Source organism: Streptomyces sp. NPDC002958, assembly GCF_055563255.1.
This window is the reverse complement of the sequence record NZ_JBVHDS010000001.1, coordinates 174441-196579: the sequence shown is the minus strand read 5'-3', so window position 1 is coordinate 196579 and position 22139 is coordinate 174441. Positions and strand designations below refer to the sequence as shown.

Sequence of the window (22139 nt, the reverse complement as noted above, 5' to 3'; positions counted from 1 at the left end):
TTCGATCACTTACTCTGCGTACGCACCGCCCGCGCATCCTGGTCCGCCGCGCCTCCGGCGCCCACGAGTCCCTTGCCCACGCTCTCCAGCCGCGGCCCGAACCGTCGCATCTCCCGCTGGCCGAGGACGCCGATCACCGCAGGGAGGTAGCCCCGCACGGACTGCATCCCGCGCAGCCACCACTGCGCGTACACGTGCGCGGAGCGCCGTTCGATACCGGCCACGATCCGGTCGACGGCCGGGCCCAGCGGATACGTACGGTTCGCCGGCCAGGGCAGCCGCTGCCGCAGCTCCCGCATCACGTCGTCCTGGTCGGCGCCCCGCACCATGTCCGTGTCGGTCCAGGACAGATAGCCGACCCCGACCTTCACCCCGCGGTAGCCGACCTCGGCCCGCAGGCTGTGCGCGAACGCCTCCACACCGGACTTGGACGCGCAGTACGCGGTCATCATCGGCGCGGGCGTGATCGCCGCGAGCGAGGCGATCTGGAGGAAGTACCCGCGGCTTTCCATGAGCACCGGCAGGAACGCCCGCCCCGTCACCGCGCCGCCGATCAGATTGACCTCGATGACCCGGCGCCACGCGTCCGGGTCCGAGTCCATGAACGGACCGCCCGAAGCGACTCCGGCGTTGGCGACGACGACGTCGACCTTCCCGAACCGTTCCTTGACCTCCTGGGCGACGCGCGCCATCGCCTCGTGGTCGGTGACGTCCGCGAACCAGTGGTCGCTGTCGCCGTACAGCCGCTCGGAGACCTTCTTCAGCTCATCCGGCTCCAGGCCGACCAGCGCGAGCTTGGCGCCGCGCGCCGAGAGCTTGCGCGCCAGCAATTCACCCACGCCACGCGCCGCGCCCGTGACGACGACGACCTGTCCTTCGAGACTCCGCCAGTCGCTCATGCGACATCTTCCTTCCCGGACATGCCGTCCCCACCGCCCGCACCGCCCGCACCGCCCGCCGGGACGTACGCGGTGACGAGCTCCCGGATCTCCGCGGTGACCGCCTCCGGCGCCTCCACCGGTGTCATGTGCCCCATGCCCGCCAGTTCGGTGAGGCCCAGGCAGTCGGGGAGCGCCGCCGCGATGGCGCGGGCGTGCACGGGCGGCGTCAGCCGGTCCTGCGCACCCGCGATCACCGCCGTGGGCACCCGCAACTCCCGTACCTCGGCGTCCAGATCGAGCTCCGCCAGGACATGTCCCCAGGCAACCCTGGCCGCCCGCGGGCATGCGTGCACGATCCGTGCGCAGGTCTCGACCCGTTCGGGGGCCGAACCCGGTCCCATCGTCCCGTACTTCAGTATCCGTCTTGACAACGGCGTGACCGGCCCGAGCGGTGCGCGCGCGCCGAGGATCGCGTGCGTCATCCGGTTACGCAGGGCCCCGGCCCGCAACGGCACCACCAGCGACTCGGCGATCAGCCGCGAACTCCCGGTGCTGCACAGCAGTACGGCGGCCGCGTGCTCACGCAGTCCGGCCCGCCGCGCGGCGGCCATCATCGTCATGCCGCCCATGGAGTGCCCGGCGAGCACGGCCTTCTCGCCCGGTTCGAGGGCGGCGGCCAGCACCGCTTCGAGGTCGTCGGCGAGGGCGTCCGTGCTGTACCCCTCACGGCCCACCGCGGGCGAACGACCGTGGCCCCGCTGGTCGTAGGCGACGACGCGGTGGTCCACCGCCAGGTCCCGGATCTGCGCGGCCCAGAAGTGGGTGCTGCAGGTCCAGCCGTGCGACAGAACCACCGCGGGGGCGCCGTCCTGCCCGTGCACCTCGACATGGATCCGGGCGCCGTCGGCGGAGAGCGCGGTCAGTTCGCGCCCGGGGACGGGCGGCGCGTCGTCGCGCCGCAGCAGCCGGCTCATCCCACGGCCTCCTCGGCGACGGACTTCTTCGCGCCGGACCTGCTCGCGCCGGACTCCACGGGCTCCTCGGGAGCGGCGGCCTGCTTCGGTATCCGGACGACCTCGTACTCCGCGAGGTCGACCGACCGCGTCACCTTGCGGAATTCGGCCGTCGTACCCGGCCAGACCGTCGTGTTGCGCCCGTTGGCGTCCAGGTACCAGCTGTTGCAGCCGCCGGTTTTCCACACGGTGCGCTTCATCCGTTCCTGGACCCGGCGGTTCCAGGCCCCGACCGCCGAGGCCCGCGCGTCGAGTGCGACGCGGCCGCCCAGCACGTTCAACTGGCGCAGATAGGCGGCCATGTAGTTCAGCTGGGACTCGATCATCAGAATCATCGAGGAGTTCCCGAGCCCCGTGTTGGGGCCGATGATCGTCATCCAGTTGGGGAAGCCGGCCACGCTCGCACCCCGCAGCGCCTGCATGCCGTCCTTCCAGGATTCTGCGAGCGTGATGCCTTTCGCGCCCACCACCCGGTCGGCGATCGGCATGTCGGTCACATGGAAGCCGGTGCCGAAGATGATCGCGTCGACCTCGGCCTCCGTACCGTCGAAGGCGACGACCGTGGAGCCGCGCACCTCGGCCAGACCGGAGGCGACCACTTCCACATTGGGCTGGGCGAGTGCCGGGTAGTAGGCGCTGGAGAGCAGGATGCGCTTGCAGCCGATGCGGTACGACGGGGTCAGCTTGGCCCGCAGCGCCGGGTCCTTGATGGACCGCGCCATGTTGGACTTGGCTATCGACTCGACCAGGCCCAGCTCGTTCGGGCGCTTGGTGAAGGCGCTGACCTGCAACTCCCTTATGCCCCAGAGCAGTCCGCGGCGCGCGGTGCCGGTGAAGGGGAGCGTGCGGTGCAACCAGCGCTCGGCGCCGCTGATCCTGCGGTCCATGCGCGGCATGACCCACGGCGGGGTGCGCTGGAAAAGCGTCAGCTTGCCGGCCTTCGGCTGGATCGAGGGCACGATCTGGATGGCGGAGGCGCCGGTGCCGATCACCGCGACGCGCTTGCCGGTCAGGTCGTAGTCGTGGTCCCAACGGGCCGAGTGGAAGACCTTGCCGGGGAAGCCGCCGAGACCGGGGATGTCAGGCGTCTTCGGGTCGGAGAGCGGACCGGTCGCGGAGACGACGACATCGGCGGTGAACGTGGCCCCGCCCGCGGTCTCGATGACCCAGTGGAACTCGTCGCGGTCCCAACGCATCAGCGTCACTTCGTGGCCCAGCCTGATGTGCGGGCGCAGCCCGAAGGTGTCCGCGACATGCTCCAGGTAGGCACGTATGTGTTCCTGCCCGGAAAAGGTGCGCGGCCACTCGGGGTTGGGGGCGAACGAGAACGAGTAGAGGTGGGACGGTACGTCGCAGGCGCAGCCCGGATAGCTGTTGTCGCGCCAGGTGCCGCCGACGGAATCGGCCCGTTCCAGGACGACGAAGTCCGTGATGCCTTCGCGGCGCAGCCGGACCGCGGCCCCGAGGCCCCCGAATCCGGATCCGATCACCGCCACTCGTACGTGCTCGTGCTGGGCCATGCTGCCGCCTCCCGCGGTACGTCACACGACTCCGCCAGCGATCACTGGCACTGTTGGGAGGGTAGAACAGCTCCGTACTGATGGGTAGGGGTGCGACAGGGGAGAGTTACCGGCGGTACAACATAGGGTGCGGGTGTGGCTGAAGGACGTGAGCACCGCGAATACCGGATGGAGGAGCTGGCCAAGGAGGCCGGCATCCCCGTACGGACCGTGCGCTTCTACCGGGAGCGCGGCCTGATCTCGCCACCCCGCCGCGAGGGGCGCATCGCCTGGTACGACGACCACCACCTGGCCCGGCTGCGCACCATCGCGGGCCTGCTGGAGCGCGGCCACACCCTCACCGGCATCGCCGATCTCGCCCGCACCTTCGAGAGCGGCCGCGATGTCGCCGAGGTGCTGGGCCTGGGCGAACCGACCGAGGAGACCCCGGTCCGCCTCACCCCTGAACAGCTCGCGGACTACTTCGAGGGCGAGGTGACCCCGGAAAACCTGGCCGCCGCCCTCGACCTGGGCTATCTGGCCACCGACGGCGACGAGATCGTCCACATCAGCCGACGACTCCTGGAGGTGTCGGCGGAGCTGGTACGGGAAGGGGTGCCGCTCGCCACGGTGTTCTCGGCCGGCCGCCGGGTCCGCGAGCACGCGAACGCGCTCGCCGAACTCTTCGTGGGCGTCCTCGAAACCCACAGCGCCGAGACGGAACCACCCCAACTCCGCCCACTGGCCCGCGCGGTGGTGGACGCCGAGCTCTCCATGGCGCTGGACCGACGCCTGCGCCGCAAGGACGCCGACCGGCCGCCGCACGACCCCGCCTCCTGACGAGACGAGGACGCAGGAGCCCCGCTCCTTCAGCACGCCCGGCGAAGGCCCCGATCAGCCCATCCCGGATCAGCCCATCCCGCATGTCTACAGGTCGAAGACCACCGTCACCGGCGCATGGTCGCTCCACCGCTCACCGTGCGTCGCGGCCCGCTCGACCCAGCCCTTCACCGCACGGCCGGCCAGGCCCGGCGTCGCCACCTGGTAGTCGATCCGCCAGCCCGTGTCGTTATCGAAGGCCCGCCCGCGGTAGGACCACCACGAGTACGGCCCCTCCTCCTCCGGATGCAGAGCCCGTACGACATCGACGTACTCGGCCTCGTCGAAGACCCGGGTCAGCCACTCCCGCTCCTCGGGGAGGAAGCCGGAGTTCTTCTTGTTGCCCTTCCAGTTCTTCAGGTCGGCCTCCTGGTGGGCGATGTTCCAGTCACCGCAGACCACGACCTCACGGCCGTCGGCCGCCGCCCGCTTCCGGAGGCCCTTCAGATACGGGAGGAACGCAGCCATGAACCGTTCCTTCTCGTCCTGCTTCTCCGTGCCGACCTCGCCGGAGGGCAGATACAGGCTCGCGACCGTGACACCGGGCAGGTCGACCTCGACGTAGCGGCCGCTCGCGTCGAACTCCTCGCTGCCCGCGTCCCCGAAACCGCCGAACCCGATCTGAACGCGCTCGGGCGCACGCCGCGTGTAGAGGGAAACACCGGCCCGCCCCTTGGCGGCCGCCGGTGCGTGCACGGTGTGCCAGCCCTCGGGATCGCGCACCTCATCGGTCAGCTGCTGCGGCTCGGCCCGCACCTCCTGCAGGCAGATCACATCGGCTTCGGTCCGGGCCAGCCACTCGACGAAGCCCTTCTTGGCGGCGGCACGGAGCCCGTTTACATTGACGGTGGTGACAGTGAGCATTCCGGCACGATACCGACACGCTCGGGTCGCATACATGTACCATCTTTCGCATGAATATCCATGCTCGGCCCTTCGATCACGCCGATGCCGTCAAACTCAACGACCAGGTGCAGCTCGAATACGCCGAGCGATACGGCGACGAGGGCGATGTCACACCGCTCGACGCGTCGATGTTCGAGCCGCCGAACGGTCTGTATCTCCTCGCCTACGATGCGCAGGACCGCCCGGTCGCCACCGGCGGCTGGCGCTCCCAGGAGCAGAACGACGAGGGCTACTCCGACGGCGACGCCGAGATCAAGCGGATGTACGTGATACCCGAGGGCCGCGGCAACGGGCTGGCGCGCCGCGTCCTGGCCGCTTTGGAGGCCGACGCGCGGGCGGCGGGCCGTAGTCGCATGGTGCTGGAGACCGGGGACAAGCAGCCCGAGGCGATCGCGCTGTACACGTCCAGCGGTTACACCCCGTGCGAGAAGTTCGGTCACTACCGCACGTACGAGAGCAGCCTCTGCTTCGCGAAGCCGCTGCGGTAGGCCCCGCAAGAACCGGCCGCGAAGCCTCAGGCTTCGGACCTCGGCCGCGTACCGCCAGAACTGCCGCGCCGACGCGGGCAGGGTCGGTCCGGGCCAGCGGTTCCGGACATCACGTCGGCGCCGCTCCCCGTATCGCTTCCCGGTATCGCTCCCCCGCCCGCTCAGCGCACCCGCCCGCTCAGCGCACCCGCCCGACACCCACGTAGAAGCCACTGCGTTCCTGCACCGGTGCCGGCTCCTCCTGGTACCACTCCGTGGCGTACACCAGCCCGGGCTCGACAAGCTTCAGGCCGTCGAAGAAGGGTTCGACCTCGCTTCGGGTACGCATCCGCAGCGGTATCGCCCCCTTCTTGTACGTGGTCTCGGTCTCCTGCCGCAGCTCGGGATGCTGGTCGGCCGTGCCGTGCGAGAGCATCAGAAAACTGCCCGCGGGCAGTGCGTCGACCAGGGTGCGGGTGATGCCGTACGGGTCCTGGTCGTCGGGCAGGAAGTGCATGAGCGCGATCAGGGACAGCGCGATGGGCCTGCTGAAGTCCAGTAGCCCACGGGCGTGTTCAAGGATCGCCTGCGGCTGCCGTACGTCCGCGTGGATGTAGTCGGTGGCACCCTCCGGGCTGCTGATCAGCAGCGCTTCCGCGTGGCGCAGGACGATCGGGTCGTTGTCCGCGTAGACGATCCGGGCGGCCGGTGTGATGGCCTGGACGACCTGATGCAGATTGGGCGCCGTGGGGATGCCGGCGCCAATGTCGAGGAACTGGTCGATCCCGTTCCGGGCCAGCCAGGCGGAGGCCCGGTGCATGAAGGCCCGGTTCCGCGCCGCGTTGCCCCGCGCCTCCTCGGGCAGCGTCTCCCCCACCTGCTGGTCGACCGGGTAGTTGTCCTTGCCACCCAGGAGCCAGTCGTAGACGCGCGCGGGGTGGGGCTTACTGGTGTCGATCTGGGGCTTGGGCATTCCGGCCGTCACAGGACACTCCTCCGTACGGGGAAATCACGAGCAGCTGAGAACTCGGCCCGACGTGGGAGCACCCCTGAGAGGACCCACGGAACAGGCGAGCACTGCCAGCGTAGTTGGCCCCGCCGACACCGCCCTGCCCCGGGCCGTCGGGAACCTGTGAAGCAAGTGCCCGCTCGTCAACGTCGGCGAGCGTCACCGCCAGGTCGGTGGCGATCCGTCCCGGGTCATGCGCGCTCCGGGCGCCACCACGCAGGCCACCACTCTTACCAGCGCGACCACCGGATACCGTCGCCCGCGACGATCACGCGGATCGACCTCCTCCGTCGCCGCCCTGGCTCCTACGAGTTGGCACGCCGCTCCATGCGGAACGCGGGGCACGTGTCCGGGTCGGTCTCGTCATAGAGCACGGTTCTCGACGAGTCGGATGCGATGGAGAGAAGGTCCAGCGTGTCTCCCGCCATGAAGTCCTCTGGCTTGTCGAAGTGCAGGCGCAACATGGGGTACTCGACCGTGCGGGAAGCGGGCTGAACTTCCCAGGTGCCCGAGCCGTCGAACGTGTCGCCCAGTGATTCGCGGTAATAGTCGCCAGTGGGCCAGTTCCGCACCGTCAAGGTTCCGCCGTTCTCAGCCGGGGCTTCGGGATCTGCGGTGAGGACCAGGTGAGCTCCCTTCGCGTCCCGGACTCCCTCATAACTTCCCGCGAGTTGAGCCGAGTTCGCCGATTGCGGCGTTTTCGGTACGCAGGGCTCGAGCGCGCCGGACGAACAGCCTGTCAGGTGCAGGGACAGCAACGTGAAACCTCCGGCCGCGACGGCCAGTCGAGCCAGGCGGCGACCTCCGCCTGCCGCAAGAATGTGAGGCACAGGCCTATTTACCCTTCGCGGGAATGCGTTCCGTCCAGGTGATCTCCTGGTCCACGGTGGAGAACAAGCCCTCTTCCCGATTGAAGTTCTTGAGCCAGTCGTAGTAGCCGACGTAGTGGAGGAACGATTCATTACTGGTGCTGTTCTTGAGCGTGTAGGAGACAACCACCGAGCCGTCCGGATCTTCGCCCTTGACAGCGTAGTCGAGCGTGTAGGAGCCGACGAAAGCCTCGCCGAGGTGGTCCGGGTCTCCGGTGACGATGGCGGGAATATCGGTAAAAACGAGCTTTTTGAGCGCGCCGATCTTCCCGCCCTCAGAAATGGAGTAATGGACCTTCCCGGTCTCCTCGCCCGTCTCCTGCCACTGACTGAGCGTTTCGGCTCGCAGCTTCTTCATGCTCTCGCTGGAGCGGATGAGTTCGGTCATCGCGTCACCGCTCTGGAACTGCTGATCGCGGGACCCGACCCCGGTCACCCACTGGAAGCCCAGCTTGTACGGGTCGGTGTCGTTGGTTCCGGACGAGGGGTCCTTGCCCTGCATCGCGCGTGCCAGAGCGTTGTACTCGGCGTAGCCGATCTTGTTCGTCGAATCGGTGTCGCGATGCTCGGGTTTGCTGTTGAACCAGTGGTCGAGACCGACGTCCGCCGTCAACGCGAAGGCCAGATTGCGGTCGGCCGCCACCCCGCGCTTCACGATGTCCACGATCTCCTGGCGCGCCGATTCGATCTTCTTCGCGTCGACGGATCCTTCCTCAACCGGTTTGCACACGCCGTCGATGACGCTCGGAGACACGTCACCGCTCCGAGATACGTACAGCCCTTTCTCCTCGGCCCGAGCCACCGCTGCCTTGAGGTCACGGCGGACCGATGTGAGTTCGCCTACGGCGTCGACGATCACTCCGTGCACCGCATCGGCGACCTTGGTGGCGGAGGCGACCTGGCGCTGGATGTCGTCGATCATCTTCCAGGCGTACGGGGCAGCAGCTCCCTCCCAGTAGCCCTTGTTCCTGAGCGGGACGAGCATCTCGTCGTGGATGCGCTGGGAGAGCCCCTTGATGGCTGTGTGCGTGGCGCGCCACTGCTCGGCGAGTCGTTCCAACGGCCCCAGGTCCGTCTCGAGGAGTTCCCGATAGAAGGACGGCATCAGTAGTCCTCCAGCCTCGAGCAGCGTACCGAGCGAACAGCGTCGTGCACCTCGGTGTCGTTCCCCTTGTAGGTGTGATCGCTGGCTCTCAGGCTTTCGGCTATGTGGGCCAGCCAGCCCGTCACCGTCCCCGACTGCGTCTCCCAGTTCTTGTGGGCCACCCGTATGGCTTTGGCGGACTCCCAGCCGGCCAGCGCGGACATTGCCTTCTTCGCGGGCTCCTCCAGGGCAGCCGCGGGCTTGTGGAAGGCGCCGTAGATCTCATCGGCGCTGCCTGCTGCCTTGTTCAGGACAGCGGGAGCGATCACGAGTGCCGGTCCGTCCGACGGCGGTGGGAGGAGTGGGGACGATGGCCCCAGCGCGGGCGGGGGTTGGAGCACTCCCTGGCCGGCTCCTTGCGGGGGTATCAGCGGCGACGGCTGCTGAAATCCTGGAGGTGGCGCCAAGGGGTCCTGGTGGCTGGCCGGAGGCGGGGCCGTGAAGATCGGGGCACCCCACTCCATGCCGTGCCGCTCGAGCTCCTCGGGAGTCAGCGGAAGCTTCTCCGGCTCCGGAAGACTTTCGTTCCCGCTGGACTTCTCCTGCCCCATCGCTCCCCCGTCAGTGTTTACTCCCGGTTGCGACCAGGAGTTTCCTGCCTGCCCAAGGGATCAAGGCTAGCTGAGGTTCCGCCGCTGCGCGGGGGTGCTGTTCAGCTGGTCAGAATGGGTTGACAGCGCCTCAGCTTCGCTTGTTCGGCCGTCGTCTGGTCGACGTGGTGTTTCTCCTCGAACTCGACGGAACTGAGCCGGCCGAGCCGCTCCAGGCGCCGTAGCCCTGGATCAGACGGGCGGATCCTGCGCGCCGCAATGGGGCAGGTCGCCGCGCCGTCCGCCGGTATGAACTCACGTGTGCCGCCTGGCTATCTGCTCTCAGCCGGTCAGGCGGCGTGGCAGCCTTCAGATCTCGTCAGGACGGTGTTATCCGTTCTGGGGTCAGAGGCCCCTTGTCACGCAGGCGGAGTGCAGGTGTTGCGCCCGGAGTACTCCCATGAGGCGAACTTCCAGGTTCCCAGCCTCAGTTCCAGCTTCTCGTTCGGCGCGACAGTCCCAGAGACCGTGATGTCACGGCGTCCGGTCCAGAGGTTCGAACATTCGGTTGACCATGCTCTCTCTCCGAAGAGATGGCGAAGCAGCCGGGAGCCTCGGGCCGCTCGGCGGCGAGGACGGGGTTGAACAGCGGCTGCTTCTTCAGCGGCCGTTCTGTCGGAAGTGTGTCGGGGGGTGGGAGCGTCCGGTCGGAGCGAGGCGGTCACGGCCACCCGGCGGGCGGTGTCCAACGGAGCATCCGTCCGACAGGCCGTGCCCGCCGGAAGATCCGGCGGGCCGACATCGGCAGACCGTCGATATGCCGAAGCTCCGGCGATTCGGGGCGACTTGGGGAAGTCGCCCCGTTCGACCGGAGCTTCGTTGCATCCATGACCAGCCGGCACGGGCTCCTCGCCCTGCCACGGACTGCGGACTCATCGCCCACCGGGACTCCGAAACGTCCCCGGGAGAAGTCCTTACAGGATTTCGATGGCATTGACCTTCGGTACGTTGTTGTACTTGATATTACTCCACCGGGGGATTTTCACCACATCACCATTGGCGTCGTAGTACTTCACGTCGTTGTTCCCCGTCGAGATCTGGTCGACCCACCACCCGCCGAAGTCGGTCTTCCCGCGGTTCGCATAGCAGTCCACGCTGTCACGACCGCTGCCGTTGTGCGACCAGATCTTCAAGAAATTCGCGTCGGGGTCACAGGTGACGTGGTCGATGGCGGACGCCGTTCCGGTCGGCCCTGCCAGGGTGAACGCGACGGCTGTGGCAAGCGCCGCTGCCATGGTGCGCGCAAAATTCATCGTTCTTGAAATCACATTTTCCCCTTCAGTCGAAATGCCGAACCGGAAAGCCGCTTCGCCATCGCGAGCGCATCGGCATTGAATGAGCATCTTAGGGAACCAGCCATCCATGCCCGGGGATCCAGATGAGAAATCACCTGAACGAGATTCTCCGACCATATGCACCTGGGCTCGACGCGGCCATAAATTGCGATTGCAGGCAAAACATACGGTTTTAATACGTCGAACGTCAGCCTCGATCATCCATGAGGGGCCGTCAGTCGGCTGACGGCCCCTTTGTGATTCGGACCGTGAGGATCGTCGGTTTCCGCGTGGGAAGCGGCAAAAGCTACGGCCTGGTCCCGTCTGATCTGCCGCAAGGTGCCGAGCCCCTGTGCCGGGATGCCGCCCTCGCGCGGGCACATGGCCCGCACCGCACTGCCTACACTCGTGGCTCGACGCCGGCACATCAGCCTGGCGAAGTGCCGACCTCGGGCGCGTGCTCGTCAGTGGTGCCCTTATCCCGGTCGGGTTCGTACGGCAGGCGCATGCCGCGCGACTCGGCGACCCGCAGCGCGTCACTCAGGCATTCGGCGAGCCTGATCCCGGCGTACCGCACCTCGCTGTACGTCTCCAACTGCACGGCCTCCATCTCGTCGGCCAGTTGGGAGATGTGGCTGTTGCGGTCGTCGGTGACGAGGAAGCAGGGCTTGCCCCCGGGGGACAGCCAGGGCAGCAGGCGGGGCGGGGGCGCGACCGGTGCGGTGGGCTGGGCCACGGGGCTGGGTACGGCGTCCATCAGGCCGCCACCCCCTGCGCGCCGACTACATGCTGGTCGAGGTCCAGCCCGAAGTCGGCGGCGAGCACCAGGGCGATCCGCCGCCGTCGCTGTGCGCGTTCCCGGTCCGAGGCGAGGAGATACGGGCGCACCAGCGCGCTCGCCGCGCCGTCGAGTGCGTGCTCCAGCCCGTACGGGGACCGGGCGGCGGGGAGGGCGGGGAGGTGGGCGGTGAGGCGGGGATGGGTGCGGGGTGCACCGGGACGGCGGGGCAGGGCAAGGGCGGTTTCGGGGTGCGCGGGGGCAGTACCGGCACGGTGGCGGCCGGCGCAAGGGCCGAGGGCCGGCCTCAGCAGCCATGCGGTGATCCGGCGGTCGTACACGTCGACGCTCCTTGTAAGCGTTGGCCATGCCCCGGGAGGTCTTGTCCACCTCGCCGGGGTCTTGTCGTCTCGACCATACCCCCAACCGCGTCCCCCTGCACCCCTCTGCCACACACTGCGTCCGGACGCGGTTCACCGCTCCCCGCCCCTGTGCGCTGCGCCGCAGTGCGCCACTGTTGAGAGATGAGCGATCTACCGCGCTACGAGTACGTCAAACTCGCCGACGCCATCGCCGCCGACATCGCGTCCGGCAAGCTCCCGCAGGGCGCTGCCCTGCCCGGCGAGCGCGCCATGACAGAGCTACACGGGGTGAGCATCGGAACCGTACGTCGCGCCATCGTGGAACTACGCAGGCGCGAACTCGTCGCGACTCTGCCCGCGAAGGGGACGTACGTGATCGGGGCTCCGGAGGCAGCCGCCGGCGAGCCGGACGAGGGCAAGACCACCTGATGGCCTGGGGCCTTCAGGCGTGTCTGTCTGAAGGCCCCTTCGATCGTCGACCCGCACCCTACTCGGCGGCCTTCTTCCGGCCAGCCCTCTCTCCGGGCGCCAGGCGCGGAGGTCGTCCTGTGACAGGTTGCGCTCCACTGTGCGACGGTTCAGCGCGGTCTGGAACTTCTGGGCGGGGTGTGGCGGAACAGGATCGCCGGACCGCCCGCATGCTCGCGGATCTGCACGGCCTGCACGATGCCGCGGTGGTTGATACCCTGCAGCACCTGGTACTCACGGCGAGTCGACGAGCACGCCCTGCACCTGCTCCTGAAGCGGGAGCTACGCTTCCCGGACTTCTACGGCATGAACTGGGATGCCTTCTGGGACGCAATCACTGGCCTGGTCAGGATCCCAGAACTTGTGCGCTTCTTTGGCTGGGACCAACTCGCCGAGGGCGTCCCCCGCGGGGCCGCCATGCTTCGAAGGGCGCTCGACGACTACCAAGCCACGTACCGCCCGGAGTTCGCCTGGTTCATGACGAGACAAAGACCGAGGCATCGTCGGCCACGCTGCCGCTGCCGCAGATGTGTGTGACGGCGCTCCAGCTTCGCAGGAAGGAGCAGGAGGCAGCCAAGCGAGCCGCTGGGAAGCTCTGGTCGGACTCGGACTTCGTCTTCACCACTCGGTATGGGACACCGATCGAGCCGAGGAACTCATTCACCGACCGGTCCGCGAAAGCCGAGTAGTTGCTGTACTTCGCTGCTGTACGACAGCTCAAAGCCCCTACCGAGCGAACCCGGTAGGGGCTTTGACGTGCGGTGGACCTGTGGGGATTTGAACCCCAGACCCCCTCGATGCGAACGAGGTGCGCTACCAGACTGCGCCACAGGCCCTTGCAACGAGTGAAACTTTAGCACCCCCACGGGGGTGCTCGGAAATCCGGTCCGCGCTGGTCAGCCGAGTCGGTGTCGCAGCGCGGCCCAAAGGGCTCACTCGTTGGCGGCTCGGGGGCGTTCCCCGTCCTCGTACTGGTCGAAGAGCGGGGTCCGGCCGCGGTCGCGGGTGCGGCGGGACTGGTTGGTGCGCTGGCGCGGCGCCGGGTCGACGGAGGGCGCCACGGGGTGCGAGGTGCCCGTCTGGGTCGGTTCGGCGGTGCTGGAGCGGGCCGAACTCCAGGTCTCCGGGTTGCCGACCTCGATGCCGCCCGTGGCGCGCGGGGCGACCGGCGCGGTGACGTACGTCGGCAGGGGGACCGGGACCGGTTCCCAGCTGTCGCCCTGGACCCGGCCGCGTTCGCGCTGCTGGTCGACCCATTCCGCGTGGTCCGTCTGTTCGACCAGGGCGCGGCGGCCGGCCTCCTGCGGGGAGACCGCCGGTGCGGGCTCGGGCTCGGGGCGGCGCGCTTCGGGCTCCTCGTCGACCTCGGCGGAGGCCACCGCGGCCGACTGGTGCCTGCGGGGACGGTTCTCGCGCAGATGCTGCGCCGCCACCTCGGCCCGGCGCCGGTCCATGGTGAAGGCGAACCGGCGTCGCTCCTGGGCGCGCAGATGCACGATGTACGTGCTCAACAGCACCGCAGGCACCGCGGGCGCCCAAAGGAATCCGAGGCCACCGACCGCCGCGACGACCGCGCCGAGACTGAAGGCGAGGAAGAGGACGACGGTGGTACGCCTACGGCGCGCGAGGACCTGGAGTCGCTGGGCGCGCCGGACGCGCTCGGCATCCATCCCGCCGGGGCGCGGGCGCGCGCGCCGCGCGGGACCCGGTGCGGGTTCGGGGCGCTCCCGGTCCGTGCGCTCGGGCGTACGCGCCGGGTCGTACACCCGGGCTTCGGTATACGCATCGGGCGCGGCGAAGGCCCGGACGTCCACGGAATCCATTCGGTCCGTGACGACGTCCGGGTCGGCGTCGGGCTCCGCCTCCTCGGCGATGCGCTCCCGCAGCTCCTTGGCGTACCGGCGCTCCATGGCCGCCCGTCCGGACAGCAGCCGGATGGCGGTGCTGAAGCGTTCCGTCGGACGGGCTTCATTGAGCTCGTCCTGCCTGCGGAGCCACATCGGTACCAAGTAGGCGGCCCAGGCCCCGACGATGACTGCATAGATGAGGCCGCTGCTGCTCACGTCTCACACCGTAGAGGGGTTTGCGCGGGGGCATACGCCAATTGGCCCGGTGTGTCGCACGATCCGGCTGATATCAAGGACTTTTTTTGTGATTGTTCAGATCGGCAATGGGTGTTTGCGCGTCCGTTTGCGGTCATACGCCGATCAATATCGAACACTTATTTTATTTCCCGCGGCGTTCCGGGTCGTGCCTGGTGCCAGCGCCGGAGCAGCCCGTCGGGTACTTCCTCCACGGTGAGCGCGTAGATCAGATGGTCCCGCCAGGCACCGTCGATGTGGAGGTAGCGCGGACGCATGCCTTCCTCACGGAATCCCAGCTTCTCGACGACCCTTCTGCTGGGCCCGTTCTCCGGCCGAATGCATACCTCGATGCGGTGCAGTCCGACCGTACGAAAGCAGTGGTCGACAGCAAGGGCGACCGCGGTCGGCATCACACCGCGGCCCGCCACGTCCTGGTCGACCCAGTAGCCGATATGGCCCGAGCACATCGAGCCCCAGGTGATCCCGGCGACCGTCAGCTGACCGACCAGACGGCCCTCGTACTCGATGGCGAAGGGCAGCATCCGGCCCGCGTCGGCCTCGGAGCGCAGATGACGGATCATCTGGCGGTAGGTGGGGCGCTGGGCCACCGGCCCGCCCGGGGCGGGCGGCGGCACGGTTGCCTCCCAGGGGCGCAGCCATTCACGGTTGCGCCGGTTGACCTCGCGCCACACGCGCTGGTCGCGCATCTTTACCGGACGGAGGGTGATCTCGCCGTCTTTGAGGACCACCGGCCAGGTCGGGACGTTCAGCTCGGGCTCCCGGGTCGGGGGTGATCGCCGCCGCGGAGCTGGTCGACGGCGTGCACCAGGAGACGTGCGAGGACGGCGAGGCCGTCACGCACCCCGCCGGTGGAGCCCGGCAGGTTCACGATGAGTGTGCGGCCGGCGACGCCCGCGAGGCCGCGGGAGAGCGCGGCGGTGGGCACCTTGTCGCGGCCCTCGGCGCGGATCGCCTCGGGGATACCGGGGATCTCGTGGTCGAGGACGCGGCGGGTGGCGTCGGGCGTGCGGTCGGTGGGCGAGATGCCCGTACCGCCGGTCGTGACGATGACGTCATACCCGGCGGCCACCCCGTCGCGCAGCGCCTGTTCGACCGGGTCGCCGTCAGGCACGACCCGTGGGCCGTCGACGGCGAAGCCGAGCCGCGTGAGCGCCTCGGAGATCAAGGGGCCGCCCCTGTCCGCGTAGACCCCGGCGGAGGCCCGGTTGGACGCGGTGACGACGAGAGCGGCGTACGGGGCGGCCAGCGCGCCGCAGAGCGGAGGCTCGGCCTGCCGGTCGTCACCGGGCTGCCCGGTTCCGGACGCCGCGTGCTCGTCCGGCCCGCCGGGGGCCACTGCGTCGGGCGCGGTCATGCGTCCGCTCCGGACGGGGCCTCCGGTGCGGACGGGGCGTCCGGTGCGTCCGGTGCGTCCGGTGCGGTGCGCCGGTAGTCGCCGGACTTGCCGCCGGACTTCGTCTCGACCCGTACGTCCGTGATGACCGCCGACTTGTCGACCGCCTTGATCATGTCGATCACGGTGAGCGCGGCGACCGAGACCGCGGTCAGGGCCTCCATCTCGACGCCGGTGCGGTCCATGGTCTTCACCGTGGCGGTGATCTCCACCGCGTCGTCGGCGACGCTCAGCTCGACCTGGACGCCGGAGACGGCGAGCGGGTGGCAGAGCGGGATCAGCTCGGGGGTGCGCTTCGCGCCCATGATCCCGGCGATGCGGGCGGTGGCGAGGGCGTCGCCCTTGGGGACTCCTTCGCCGCGGAGCAGCTCGACGACGCGGGGCGAGACCAGGACCCGGCCGCCGGCTCGGGCCACCCGCACGGTGACGTCCTTCTCCGAGACGTCGACCATCCGGGCCGCACCCGCCTCGTCGATGTGCGTCAGCCTGTTCTGCGTACTCAACTCACTCCGCCTCGCGTTAGGGCGCCGGTTGCCCGCCGGGCCCGCACCGGGGTGCGGGACGGGGGCCCGGGGGTGTCCCCGGGAAGGCACAGCGGCAGATACCGTACCGCCACCGCCCGGGGATCAGCGGAGCAGGATCACCTCGGTGTCCGTGCCGGGCTCGGCGGAGGTGACATCCTCGGGCAGCACGATCAGCGCGTCCGCCTGGGCGAGAGCGGCGATCAGATGCGATCCGGAGCCGCCGACGGGGGTGACGGTGCCGGCCTTGGCGTCGTACGTGCCCCGCAGGAACTGGCGCTTGCCGGACGGCGAGGTGAGTGCCTTGTCGGTGTTCAGCGTGGCCCGGACGGTGGGGCGGGTCACGTCCTGAAGTCCCATCAGGGCGCGGATCGCGGGGCGCACGAACAGCTCGAAGGAGACATACGACGAGACGGGGTTGCCCGGAAGCGCCAGCAGCGGCGTGTGTTCGGGGCCGATCGAGCCGAAGCCCTGCGGCTTCCCCGGCTGCATGGCGAGCTTGCGGAAGTCGATGCCGCTGCCCGGCTCGTCCTCGTCGCCCACCGACGACAGGGCTTCCTTGACGACGTCGTACGCACCGACGCTGACGCCACCGGTGGTGACGACGATGTCGGCACGGATCAGCTGGTCCTCGATCGTGGCGCGGAGCGTGTCGGCGTCGTCGGTGACGGCACCGACGCGGTAGGCGATCGCTCCGGCATCCCGGGCGGCGGCGGTGAGTGCGAAGCTGTTCGAGTCGTAGATCCGGCCGCCGGTCAGCTCCTCGCCGGGCTGCACCAGTTCGCTGCCGGTCGAGATGACGACGACGCGCGGCCGGGGCCGCACCTTCACCGTCGAGCGGCCGATCGCGGCGAGCAGACCGATCTGCGGCGGTCCGATCACCGATCCGGCGCTCAGGGCCAGATCGCCCGGCTTGACGTCGCTGCCGCGGGCCCTGACATGGGCGCGGGCGTCGACGGGGCGGTGCACGCGGACCTCGCCGCCCGCGCCCTCGGGGGCGTCCCGGTGGGCGCGCATGGTGTCGGCGGGGCCGCCGCCCGTACCCCCGTCGGTCCACTCGACCGGGATCACGGCCTCGGCACCGGCAGGCAGCGGGGCGCCGGTCATGATGCGGGCGGCCTCGCCCGGGCCGACGCTCCGGTCGCCGGGCAGCCCGTCGCTGCCCGCCGCGATGTCACCGATGACGGTGAGCACCGCGGGGAACTCCTCGTCGGCGCCCTGGACATCGGCCACCCGGACCGCGTACCCGTCCATCGAGCTGTTATCGAAGGGCGGCAGGGCGATCTCCACGATGACGTCCTCGACGAGGACGCAGCCCTGGGCGTCGTGCAGTTGCAGCTCGATGGGTTCGAGCGGTCGTACCTTGCCGAGAATGTCTGCCAGGTGCTCGTCCACCGACCAGATCGTGCTGCTCAAAGTGCTACATCTCCTCGGTGACGTAACTGCGGAGCCAGGCCCTGAAGTCCGGGCCCAGGTCTTCACGTTCGCACGCGAGTCTGACAATGGCACGGAGGTAATCGCCCCGGTCACCGGTGTCATAGCGGCGCCCCTTGAAGACGATGCCGTGCACGGGGCCGCCGATCTTCTCGTCCTCGGCGAGGAGTTGAAGGGCGTCGGTGAGCTGGATCTCGCCGCCGCGGCCCGGCTCGGTCTTACGCAGTATGTCGAAGACGGCCGGGTCCAGGACATAGCGGCCGATGATGGCGAGGTTGCTGGGGGCCTCGGCCGCGTCCGGCTTCTCGACCAGGCCGGTGACGCGCACCACATCGCCTTCGGCGGTGGGCTCGACGGCCGCGCAGCCGTACATGTGGATCTGCTTCGGCGCGACCTCCATCAGGGCGACGACGCTGCCGCCCTCGCGCTCCTGGATCTCGACCATGCGGGCCAGCAGCGGGTCGCGCGGGTCGATCAGGTCGTCGCCGAGGAGAACCGCGAACGGCTGGTCGCCGACGTGCGGTGCGGCGCACAGCACTGCGTGACCGAGGCCGCGCGGGTCGCCCTGCCGGACGTAGTGCATGGTGGCCAGGTCACTCGACTCCTGGACCTTCTGGAGCCGTTCGGCGTCTCCCTTGAGGGTGAGCGCGGACTCCAGCTCGTAGTTGCGGTCGAAGTGGTCCTCGAGAGGGCGCTTGTTGCGACCGGTGATCATCAGGACGTCGGAGAGACCGGCGGCCACCGCTTCCTCGACGACGTACTGGATCGCCGGCTTGTCGACGACAGGCAGCATCTCCTTGGGAGTGGCTTTGGTGGCCGGCAGAAAGCGGGTGCCGAGGCCTGCGGCCGGGATGACAGCCTTGCTGATCCTGGGGTGCGACTGAGTCATGCGCAGAACCATAACCGGTACCTATGGGCGGAAGATGATGTTCCGGTTAACTTGTAAGCCTATATGCGCATACAAGAGATTCAAGGTGCCCAATGAACAGCAATATGTCCCAAAAGGCGCTTCTCAGACGTGAACTGCTGGCTGCGCGGCGCCTTCTGTCTCGTAAGGACGTGGAAAACGCCGCATCGGTTCTCTCCCGGGGCGCATTGAGTCTTCCGGAGTTGTCCGGGGCCCGAACCGTCGCCGCGTATGTCTCGGTGGGAAGTGAGCCGGGCACCCGCGCCCTGCTGGACGCGCTGCGCGCGCGGGGCGTACGGGTGCTGCTGCCGGTGCTCCTTCCGGACAACGATCTGGACTGGGCGGCGTACGAGGGAGCAGGCCGTCTGGTCCGGGCCGGCCGCGGGCTGCTGGAGCCGGACGGGGAGCGGCTCGGCCCCGAAGCGGTTCTGGAGGCCGACGCGGTCCTGCTGCCGGGGCTCGCGGTGGACGCGCGCGGGATGCGGCTCGGCCGCGGCGGCGGCAGCTACGACCGGGTGCTGGCCCGGCTCGCCGCGGCGGGGGCGCACCCGGCCCTGGTCGTCCTGCTGTACGACAACGAGGTGGTCGCGCAGGTCCCTGAGGAACCGCACGACCACCCCGTGGACGCGGTGGTGACACCGGCTATGACCCGCCGGATGGGCCCTACGGTTTGAGGGTCAGAGTGTCGGTCGTCGACTTGGCCACGGCGTTCGTCCCGAAAGACCAGTCGAGCAGTTCACCATTGACCCACTTGTCGGTCTGATCGGTGTAGTGCGCGTTGAACGCGTGCCCGGAGGCGCCGGTGAGGTTGATCCAGCGGGACTTGTCCCAGTCCCCCACGTTGACGACCATCCGCATCGACGGGACCCAGACGACCTCGTAGCCGCCGGCTGCGTTCCACCCGGTGGCGTTCACCGCGGCCTCGCCGCCGCCGAGGTTCCACGGGCCGCGGTTGAGGGCCCGCTGGAGCAGATCGGGGCCCTCGGTGCCGAGGGTCTGGTTCTTCAGGGTCAGCTGGTGCAGCCGGCCCCAGCTCCAGGTGGTGATGTCCTTGCCGAGCTTGGCGGTCAGCTCCCAGTGGGCGTCCTCCATCGCGCGGGCGAAGAGTTCGTCCCGGTTGTCGATCGCCTCGTCCCGGCCGCTCGCCGGCGACTTCCACCAGTCGCTGTTCTCGTCGTCCATCAGGTTGGCGACCACCTGGTACCAGCGGTCACCGCCGTCCGGCTGTGCCGTGTCCGCGTCGCGCTGGCCGCACTCGCGCACCAGCTTGCCCTGCTCGTCGACCGGACCCGAGCTGTCGGCCTGGGGCACATACAGGCACTCGCCCTCGACCCGCATCTCCTTGGGCAGTTTGTCGCCGAAGGCCAGCTTGAGGATGTTGCGCCAGACCGCGTTGAAGTACGCGGCCGCAGCCGAGTCGGGCTCCTGGGTGTAGTCCCAGCCCTCCAGGAGCTTCTGTGCCTCACGAACGCTCTTGTCCGAGACGTTGATCTTCATCAGCTCGGGCACCAGCAGCGCGGCGATCTCGCTGGTGTTGTCCATCTGCATCTTCTGCATGTCTTCGGTCGAGATCTTCCCGCCGCCCTTGATCTTCGACTCGATGAGGTCGCTGATCCGCTGGCTGCGGGTGCCGTAGCCCCAGTCCTTGGTGAGCAGGTGGGGGTACTTCTCCTCGTCGATGACGGCCTGGTTGGCGGTGACGATGTAGCCGCGCTTCGGGTTGTACTCGTAGGGCAGCTCGTCGAACGGGATCGGGTCCTTCTCCCAGCCGTACGCCGAGGACCAGCCGGGGCTGGGCATCGTGCCGTCGCCCTGGAGGCGGACCGGGATCTTCCCGGGGGCCTGGTAGCCGATGTTGCCCTCGGTGTCGGCGTAGATGAGGTTCTGCGAGGGAACCTCGAAGTGCGCGGCCGCCGTCCGGAAGCTGCTGAAGTCCTTGGCCCGGTTGAGCTCGAAGACTGCGTCCATGGACTTGCCGGGTTCCAGCGCGGTCCACTTCAGGGCGACCGCGTAACCGTCGGCCCGGTCCGGAGCCGCGTTGGTGACGGGAGCCTTCTCGCCGACCTTCTCCAGCTCACTGCTGCGGTCGGAGACCAGCGGACCGTTGTTGGTCTCCCGGATGGTGATCTTCCGGCTCTTGCCGCCCGCGACCTTGATGGTCTCCTCACGGGTGGTGAAGGGCTCGACCTTGCCGTCGTAGAGATAGCCGTCGTCCGAGACCTTCTCCAGGAAGAGGTCGGTGACGTCCGCGCCGAGGTTGGTGAAGCCCCAGGCAATGTCCTGGTTGTGGCCGATTATCACGCCGGGCATGCCGGCGAAGGTGTAGCCCGCGGTGTCGTACTGACAGGTCTTCGTGATCTCGCGGCAGTGCAGCCCCATCTGGTACCAGAGCGAGGGCAGCTGCGGCGCCAGGTGCGGGTCGTTGGCGAGCAGCGGCTTGCCGGTGGTCGTGTAGTCGCCCGAGACCACCCAGGAGTTGGACCCGATGCCGTTGCCGTTCGGGCCGAGCAGCGAGGGGATCTCGTCGAGGGTCTCGGAGAGCGAGGAGAGCTGGGTGTTCAGGCCCTCGGCGGCGCCCGCCATGGTGTCCGAGCCGACGTCCGTCGACGGTGTCGCGTCCGGGTCGAACTTCCCGGTGGCCGGGGAGATGGCGCCCTGGCCGACGATCGGGTCGTGCTTGTCGTACGGGTACTTCGGGTAGAGGTCCTCGATCTGCTTCTTGTCGAGCCTGCTGGTCATCAACGAGCGGTCGATCTCGTCCTGCATGTTGCCGCGCAGGTCCCAGGCCATGGCCTTGAGCCAGGCGACCGAGTCGACCGGGGTCCACTCGGTCGGCTTGTAGTCGTTGGTGAAGCCGAGGGCGGCGTACTCGACGGAGATGTCCTTGCCGTCGCGCCCCTTGAGGTAGGCGTTCACACCGTCCGCGTACGCCTGGAGGTTCTTCTTGGTGTCCTCGGACAGGACGTTGTCGTACTCCTCCTGGGCGACCTTGTGCCAGCCCAGCGTACGCAGGAAGGAGTCCGTCTCGACCTGTTCCGGGCCGAACATCTCGGAGAGCCGACCCGCCGTCATATGACGGCGGACATCCATCTCCCAGAAGCGGTCCTGCGCCTGTACGAAGCCCTGGGCGCGGAACAGGTCCGCGTCGGAGTCCGCGTACAGCTGCGGGATTCCATAACTGTCGCGCTTGACGTCGACGGTGCCGTCGAGGCCGTCGAGCTCGATCGAGCCGGTCGTCTGCGGGTACGAAGCCCGCACGGTTGATACGGACCAGAACGCGCCGTAACCGATGCCCGCGACAAGCGCCAGCACCAGCACGAGCACGATCAGGCGGGCGCGTCGCCCCTTCTTCCTGCCGGTCTTCCCACCGGCGGAACCCGTGGTGCCGGAAGAGGCGGTTGTGTTGGCGGGCATCGCTGTCCTTCGAGGGGCAGGTGGTCCAGGGAGTGCAGGAGCAACCATAGGCGCAGCGCCCGGGCTGCTCTGACGCGGCATCGGGATGGTGGTTCGAATTGCGCGGCGATCGTACGAATGATCGAGCGCGTCAAGAAAACGTTAAAGATTAGGTAAGGTAATGAAGTACCGGCCGTATCCGGCCGATGCCGAAAGTCGATTCGGCAGGCGTACGCAGGGAAGGAAC

Annotated in this window: 23 protein-coding genes and 1 tRNA gene; 5 read left to right on the top strand and 19 right to left on the bottom strand. The window is 68.6% G+C overall.

Annotated elements, in window-relative coordinates; all coding sequences use genetic code 11:
* Window positions 1-5: 5 nt before the first annotated feature.
* The 3 genes from ACZ3IC_RS00960 to ACZ3IC_RS00950 are packed head-to-tail and all read right to left on the bottom strand — an operon-like array spanning window position 6 to window position 3414.
* Window positions 6-899, bottom strand: coding sequence for an SDR family oxidoreductase (locus tag ACZ3IC_RS00960; RefSeq protein WP_467411304.1), 894 nt, complete (start codon window positions 897-899; stop codon window positions 6-8).
* Entirely contained in the window at window positions 896-1855 is a 960-nt protein-coding gene (locus ACZ3IC_RS00955) for an alpha/beta fold hydrolase (protein ID WP_467411302.1), read from the bottom strand. Before ACZ3IC_RS00955 ends, ACZ3IC_RS00960 begins: the two co-directional genes overlap by 4 nt.
* A complete protein-coding gene (locus ACZ3IC_RS00950) occupies window positions 1852-3414 on the bottom strand; it encodes a flavin-containing monooxygenase (protein WP_467411301.1) in 1563 nt (520 codons plus the stop codon). The genes ACZ3IC_RS00955 and ACZ3IC_RS00950 overlap by 4 nt, the downstream gene beginning before the upstream one ends.
* 168 nt (window positions 3415-3582) lie before the next feature.
* On the opposite strand from ACZ3IC_RS00950, the gene ACZ3IC_RS00945 reads away from it, so the two are divergent.
* Complete coding sequence (locus tag ACZ3IC_RS00945) at window positions 3583-4233, top strand: MerR family transcriptional regulator (RefSeq protein ID WP_467412074.1); 651 nt, start codon at window positions 3583-3585, stop codon at window positions 4231-4233.
* Between the two features lie 87 nt (window positions 4234-4320).
* Here ACZ3IC_RS00945 and ACZ3IC_RS00940 read toward each other — a convergent pair whose 3' ends face one another.
* Window positions 4321-5136, bottom strand: a complete 816-nt coding sequence (locus tag ACZ3IC_RS00940) for an exodeoxyribonuclease III (protein WP_467411299.1) — start codon at window positions 5134-5136, stop codon at window positions 4321-4323.
* A 50-nt stretch (window positions 5137-5186) separates the two neighbouring features.
* Here ACZ3IC_RS00940 and ACZ3IC_RS00935 point away from each other — a divergent pair, with 50 nt between their 5' ends.
* Window positions 5187-5666 carry a GNAT family N-acetyltransferase gene (locus ACZ3IC_RS00935; protein ID WP_467411298.1) on the top strand — a complete coding sequence of 160 codons (480 nt, stop codon included), beginning with the start codon at window positions 5187-5189 and terminating at the stop codon, window positions 5664-5666.
* 178 nt (window positions 5667-5844) lie between these two features.
* On the opposite strand, the gene ACZ3IC_RS00930 is transcribed toward ACZ3IC_RS00935, so the two are convergent.
* The 7 genes from ACZ3IC_RS00930 to ACZ3IC_RS00900 all read right to left on the bottom strand — a co-directional run bounded on the left by ACZ3IC_RS00930 (window position 5845) and on the right by ACZ3IC_RS00900 (window position 11650).
* Window positions 5845-6630 (bottom strand): SAM-dependent methyltransferase, encoded by a 786-nt coding sequence (locus ACZ3IC_RS00930; protein ID WP_467411297.1) that lies wholly within the window; start codon window positions 6628-6630, stop codon window positions 5845-5847.
* A 329-nt stretch (window positions 6631-6959) separates the two neighbouring features.
* Window positions 6960-7412, bottom strand: coding sequence for a hypothetical protein (locus ACZ3IC_RS00925; protein ID WP_467411295.1), 453 nt, complete (start codon window positions 7410-7412; stop codon window positions 6960-6962).
* Window positions 7413-7488: 76 nt separating this feature from the next.
* The gene (locus tag ACZ3IC_RS00920) at window positions 7489-8628 is read right to left on the bottom strand and encodes a hypothetical protein (protein WP_467411294.1); all 1140 of its coding nucleotides are present in this window, start codon (window positions 8626-8628) and stop codon (window positions 7489-7491) included.
* Complete coding sequence (locus ACZ3IC_RS00915) at window positions 8628-8936, bottom strand: hypothetical protein (protein ID WP_467411292.1); 309 nt, start codon at window positions 8934-8936, stop codon at window positions 8628-8630. The genes ACZ3IC_RS00920 and ACZ3IC_RS00915 overlap by 1 nt, the downstream gene beginning before the upstream one ends.
* A 1235-nt stretch (window positions 8937-10171) precedes the next feature.
* On the bottom strand, window positions 10172-10492 hold the full coding sequence (locus tag ACZ3IC_RS00910; RefSeq protein ID WP_467412073.1) for a beta/gamma crystallin domain-containing protein: 321 nt from the start codon (window positions 10490-10492) through the stop codon (window positions 10172-10174).
* A gap of 466 nt (window positions 10493-10958) precedes the next feature.
* Window positions 10959-11288: a hypothetical protein gene (locus ACZ3IC_RS00905; protein ID WP_467411291.1), complete on the bottom strand. Its 330-nt coding sequence runs from the start codon at window positions 11286-11288 to the stop codon at window positions 10959-10961.
* The gene (locus ACZ3IC_RS00900; RefSeq protein WP_467411290.1) at window positions 11288-11650 is read right to left on the bottom strand and encodes a hypothetical protein; all 363 of its coding nucleotides are present in this window, start codon (window positions 11648-11650) and stop codon (window positions 11288-11290) included. The genes ACZ3IC_RS00905 and ACZ3IC_RS00900 overlap by 1 nt, the downstream gene beginning before the upstream one ends.
* Before the next feature lie 183 nt (window positions 11651-11833).
* Between ACZ3IC_RS00900 and ACZ3IC_RS00895 the strand changes: the two genes are divergently transcribed.
* Entirely contained in the window at window positions 11834-12100 is a 267-nt protein-coding gene (locus ACZ3IC_RS00895) for a GntR family transcriptional regulator (protein ID WP_467411289.1), read from the top strand.
* A gap of 237 nt (window positions 12101-12337) precedes the next feature.
* Window positions 12338-12676, top strand: a complete 339-nt coding sequence (locus tag ACZ3IC_RS00890) for a barstar family protein (RefSeq protein ID WP_467411287.1) — start codon at window positions 12338-12340, stop codon at window positions 12674-12676.
* A 225-nt stretch (window positions 12677-12901) separates the two neighbouring features.
* Here ACZ3IC_RS00890 and ACZ3IC_RS00885 read toward each other — a convergent pair.
* From ACZ3IC_RS00885 to galU, 7 genes are all read right to left on the bottom strand, one after another.
* Window positions 12902-12975: transfer RNA gene (locus tag ACZ3IC_RS00885), tRNA-Ala, on the bottom strand.
* A 96-nt stretch (window positions 12976-13071) separates the two neighbouring features.
* Window positions 13072-14202, bottom strand: a complete 1131-nt coding sequence (sepX, locus tag ACZ3IC_RS00880; RefSeq protein WP_467411286.1) for a divisome protein SepX/GlpR — start codon at window positions 14200-14202, stop codon at window positions 13072-13074.
* A 158-nt stretch (window positions 14203-14360) separates the two neighbouring features.
* Entirely contained in the window at window positions 14361-14972 is a 612-nt protein-coding gene (locus ACZ3IC_RS00875) for a GNAT family N-acetyltransferase (RefSeq protein WP_467411284.1), read from the bottom strand.
* 17 nt (window positions 14973-14989) lie between these two features.
* Window positions 14990-15598 carry a MogA/MoaB family molybdenum cofactor biosynthesis protein gene (locus tag ACZ3IC_RS00870; RefSeq protein ID WP_467411283.1) on the bottom strand — a complete coding sequence of 203 codons (609 nt, stop codon included), beginning with the start codon at window positions 15596-15598 and terminating at the stop codon, window positions 14990-14992.
* Entirely contained in the window at window positions 15595-16140 is a 546-nt protein-coding gene (gene moaC / locus ACZ3IC_RS00865) for a cyclic pyranopterin monophosphate synthase MoaC (protein ID WP_467411282.1), read from the bottom strand. Before moaC ends, ACZ3IC_RS00870 begins: the two co-directional genes overlap by 4 nt.
* A 123-nt stretch (window positions 16141-16263) precedes the next feature.
* Window positions 16264-17574 carry a molybdotransferase-like divisome protein Glp gene (gene glp, locus ACZ3IC_RS00860; RefSeq protein ID WP_467411280.1) on the bottom strand — a complete coding sequence of 437 codons (1311 nt, stop codon included), beginning with the start codon at window positions 17572-17574 and terminating at the stop codon, window positions 16264-16266.
* A 4-nt stretch (window positions 17575-17578) separates the two neighbouring features.
* Window positions 17579-18481, bottom strand: coding sequence for a UTP--glucose-1-phosphate uridylyltransferase GalU (gene galU, locus ACZ3IC_RS00855; protein WP_467411279.1), 903 nt, complete (start codon window positions 18479-18481; stop codon window positions 17579-17581).
* 92 nt (window positions 18482-18573) lie between these two features.
* On the opposite strand from galU, the gene ACZ3IC_RS00850 reads away from it, so the two are divergent.
* Window positions 18574-19173 carry a 5-formyltetrahydrofolate cyclo-ligase gene (locus ACZ3IC_RS00850; protein ID WP_467411278.1) on the top strand — a complete coding sequence of 200 codons (600 nt, stop codon included), beginning with the start codon at window positions 18574-18576 and terminating at the stop codon, window positions 19171-19173.
* On the opposite strand, the gene ACZ3IC_RS00845 is transcribed toward ACZ3IC_RS00850, so the two are convergent.
* Window positions 19163-21913, bottom strand: a complete 2751-nt coding sequence (locus ACZ3IC_RS00845) for a penicillin acylase family protein (RefSeq protein ID WP_467411277.1) — start codon at window positions 21911-21913, stop codon at window positions 19163-19165. The two genes, ACZ3IC_RS00850 and ACZ3IC_RS00845, sit on opposite strands and share 11 nt — an antisense overlap.
* Between the last annotated feature and the right edge of the window lie 226 nt (window positions 21914-22139).

Excerpts from the sequence above, each read along its gene's own strand:
- ACZ3IC_RS00960 (WP_467411304.1), bottom strand. The coding sequence starts at position 899 with ATGAGCGACTGGCGGAGTCTCGAAGGACAGGTCGTCGTCGTCACGGGC.
- ACZ3IC_RS00955 (WP_467411302.1), bottom strand. The coding sequence starts at position 1,855 with ATGAGCCGGCTGCTGCGGCGCGACGACGCGCCGCCCGTCCCCGGGCGC.
- ACZ3IC_RS00950 (WP_467411301.1), bottom strand. The coding sequence starts at position 3,414 with ATGGCCCAGCACGAGCACGTACGAGTGGCGGTGATCGGATCCGGATTC.
- ACZ3IC_RS00945 (WP_467412074.1), top strand. The coding sequence starts at position 3,583 with ATGGAGGAGCTGGCCAAGGAGGCCGGCATCCCCGTACGGACCGTGCGC.
- ACZ3IC_RS00940 (WP_467411299.1), bottom strand. The coding sequence starts at position 5,136 with ATGCTCACTGTCACCACCGTCAATGTAAACGGGCTCCGTGCCGCCGCC.
- ACZ3IC_RS00935 (WP_467411298.1), top strand. The coding sequence starts at position 5,187 with ATGAATATCCATGCTCGGCCCTTCGATCACGCCGATGCCGTCAAACTC.
- ACZ3IC_RS00920 (WP_467411294.1), bottom strand. The coding sequence starts at position 8,628 with ATGCCGTCCTTCTATCGGGAACTCCTCGAGACGGACCTGGGGCCGTTG.
- ACZ3IC_RS00910 (WP_467412073.1), bottom strand. The coding sequence starts at position 10,492 with ATGGCAGCGGCGCTTGCCACAGCCGTCGCGTTCACCCTGGCAGGGCCG.
- ACZ3IC_RS00905 (WP_467411291.1), bottom strand. The coding sequence starts at position 11,288 with ATGGACGCCGTACCCAGCCCCGTGGCCCAGCCCACCGCACCGGTCGCG.
- ACZ3IC_RS00895 (WP_467411289.1), top strand. The coding sequence starts at position 11,834 with ATGAGCGATCTACCGCGCTACGAGTACGTCAAACTCGCCGACGCCATC.
- ACZ3IC_RS00890 (WP_467411287.1), top strand. The coding sequence starts at position 12,338 with ATGCCGCGGTGGTTGATACCCTGCAGCACCTGGTACTCACGGCGAGTC.
- ACZ3IC_RS00870 (WP_467411283.1), bottom strand. The coding sequence starts at position 15,598 with ATGACCGCGCCCGACGCAGTGGCCCCCGGCGGGCCGGACGAGCACGCG.
- galU (WP_467411279.1), bottom strand. The coding sequence starts at position 18,481 with ATGACTCAGTCGCACCCCAGGATCAGCAAGGCTGTCATCCCGGCCGCA.
- ACZ3IC_RS00850 (WP_467411278.1), top strand. The coding sequence starts at position 18,574 with ATGAACAGCAATATGTCCCAAAAGGCGCTTCTCAGACGTGAACTGCTG.
- ACZ3IC_RS00845 (WP_467411277.1), bottom strand. The coding sequence starts at position 21,913 with ATGCCCGCCAACACAACCGCCTCTTCCGGCACCACGGGTTCCGCCGGT.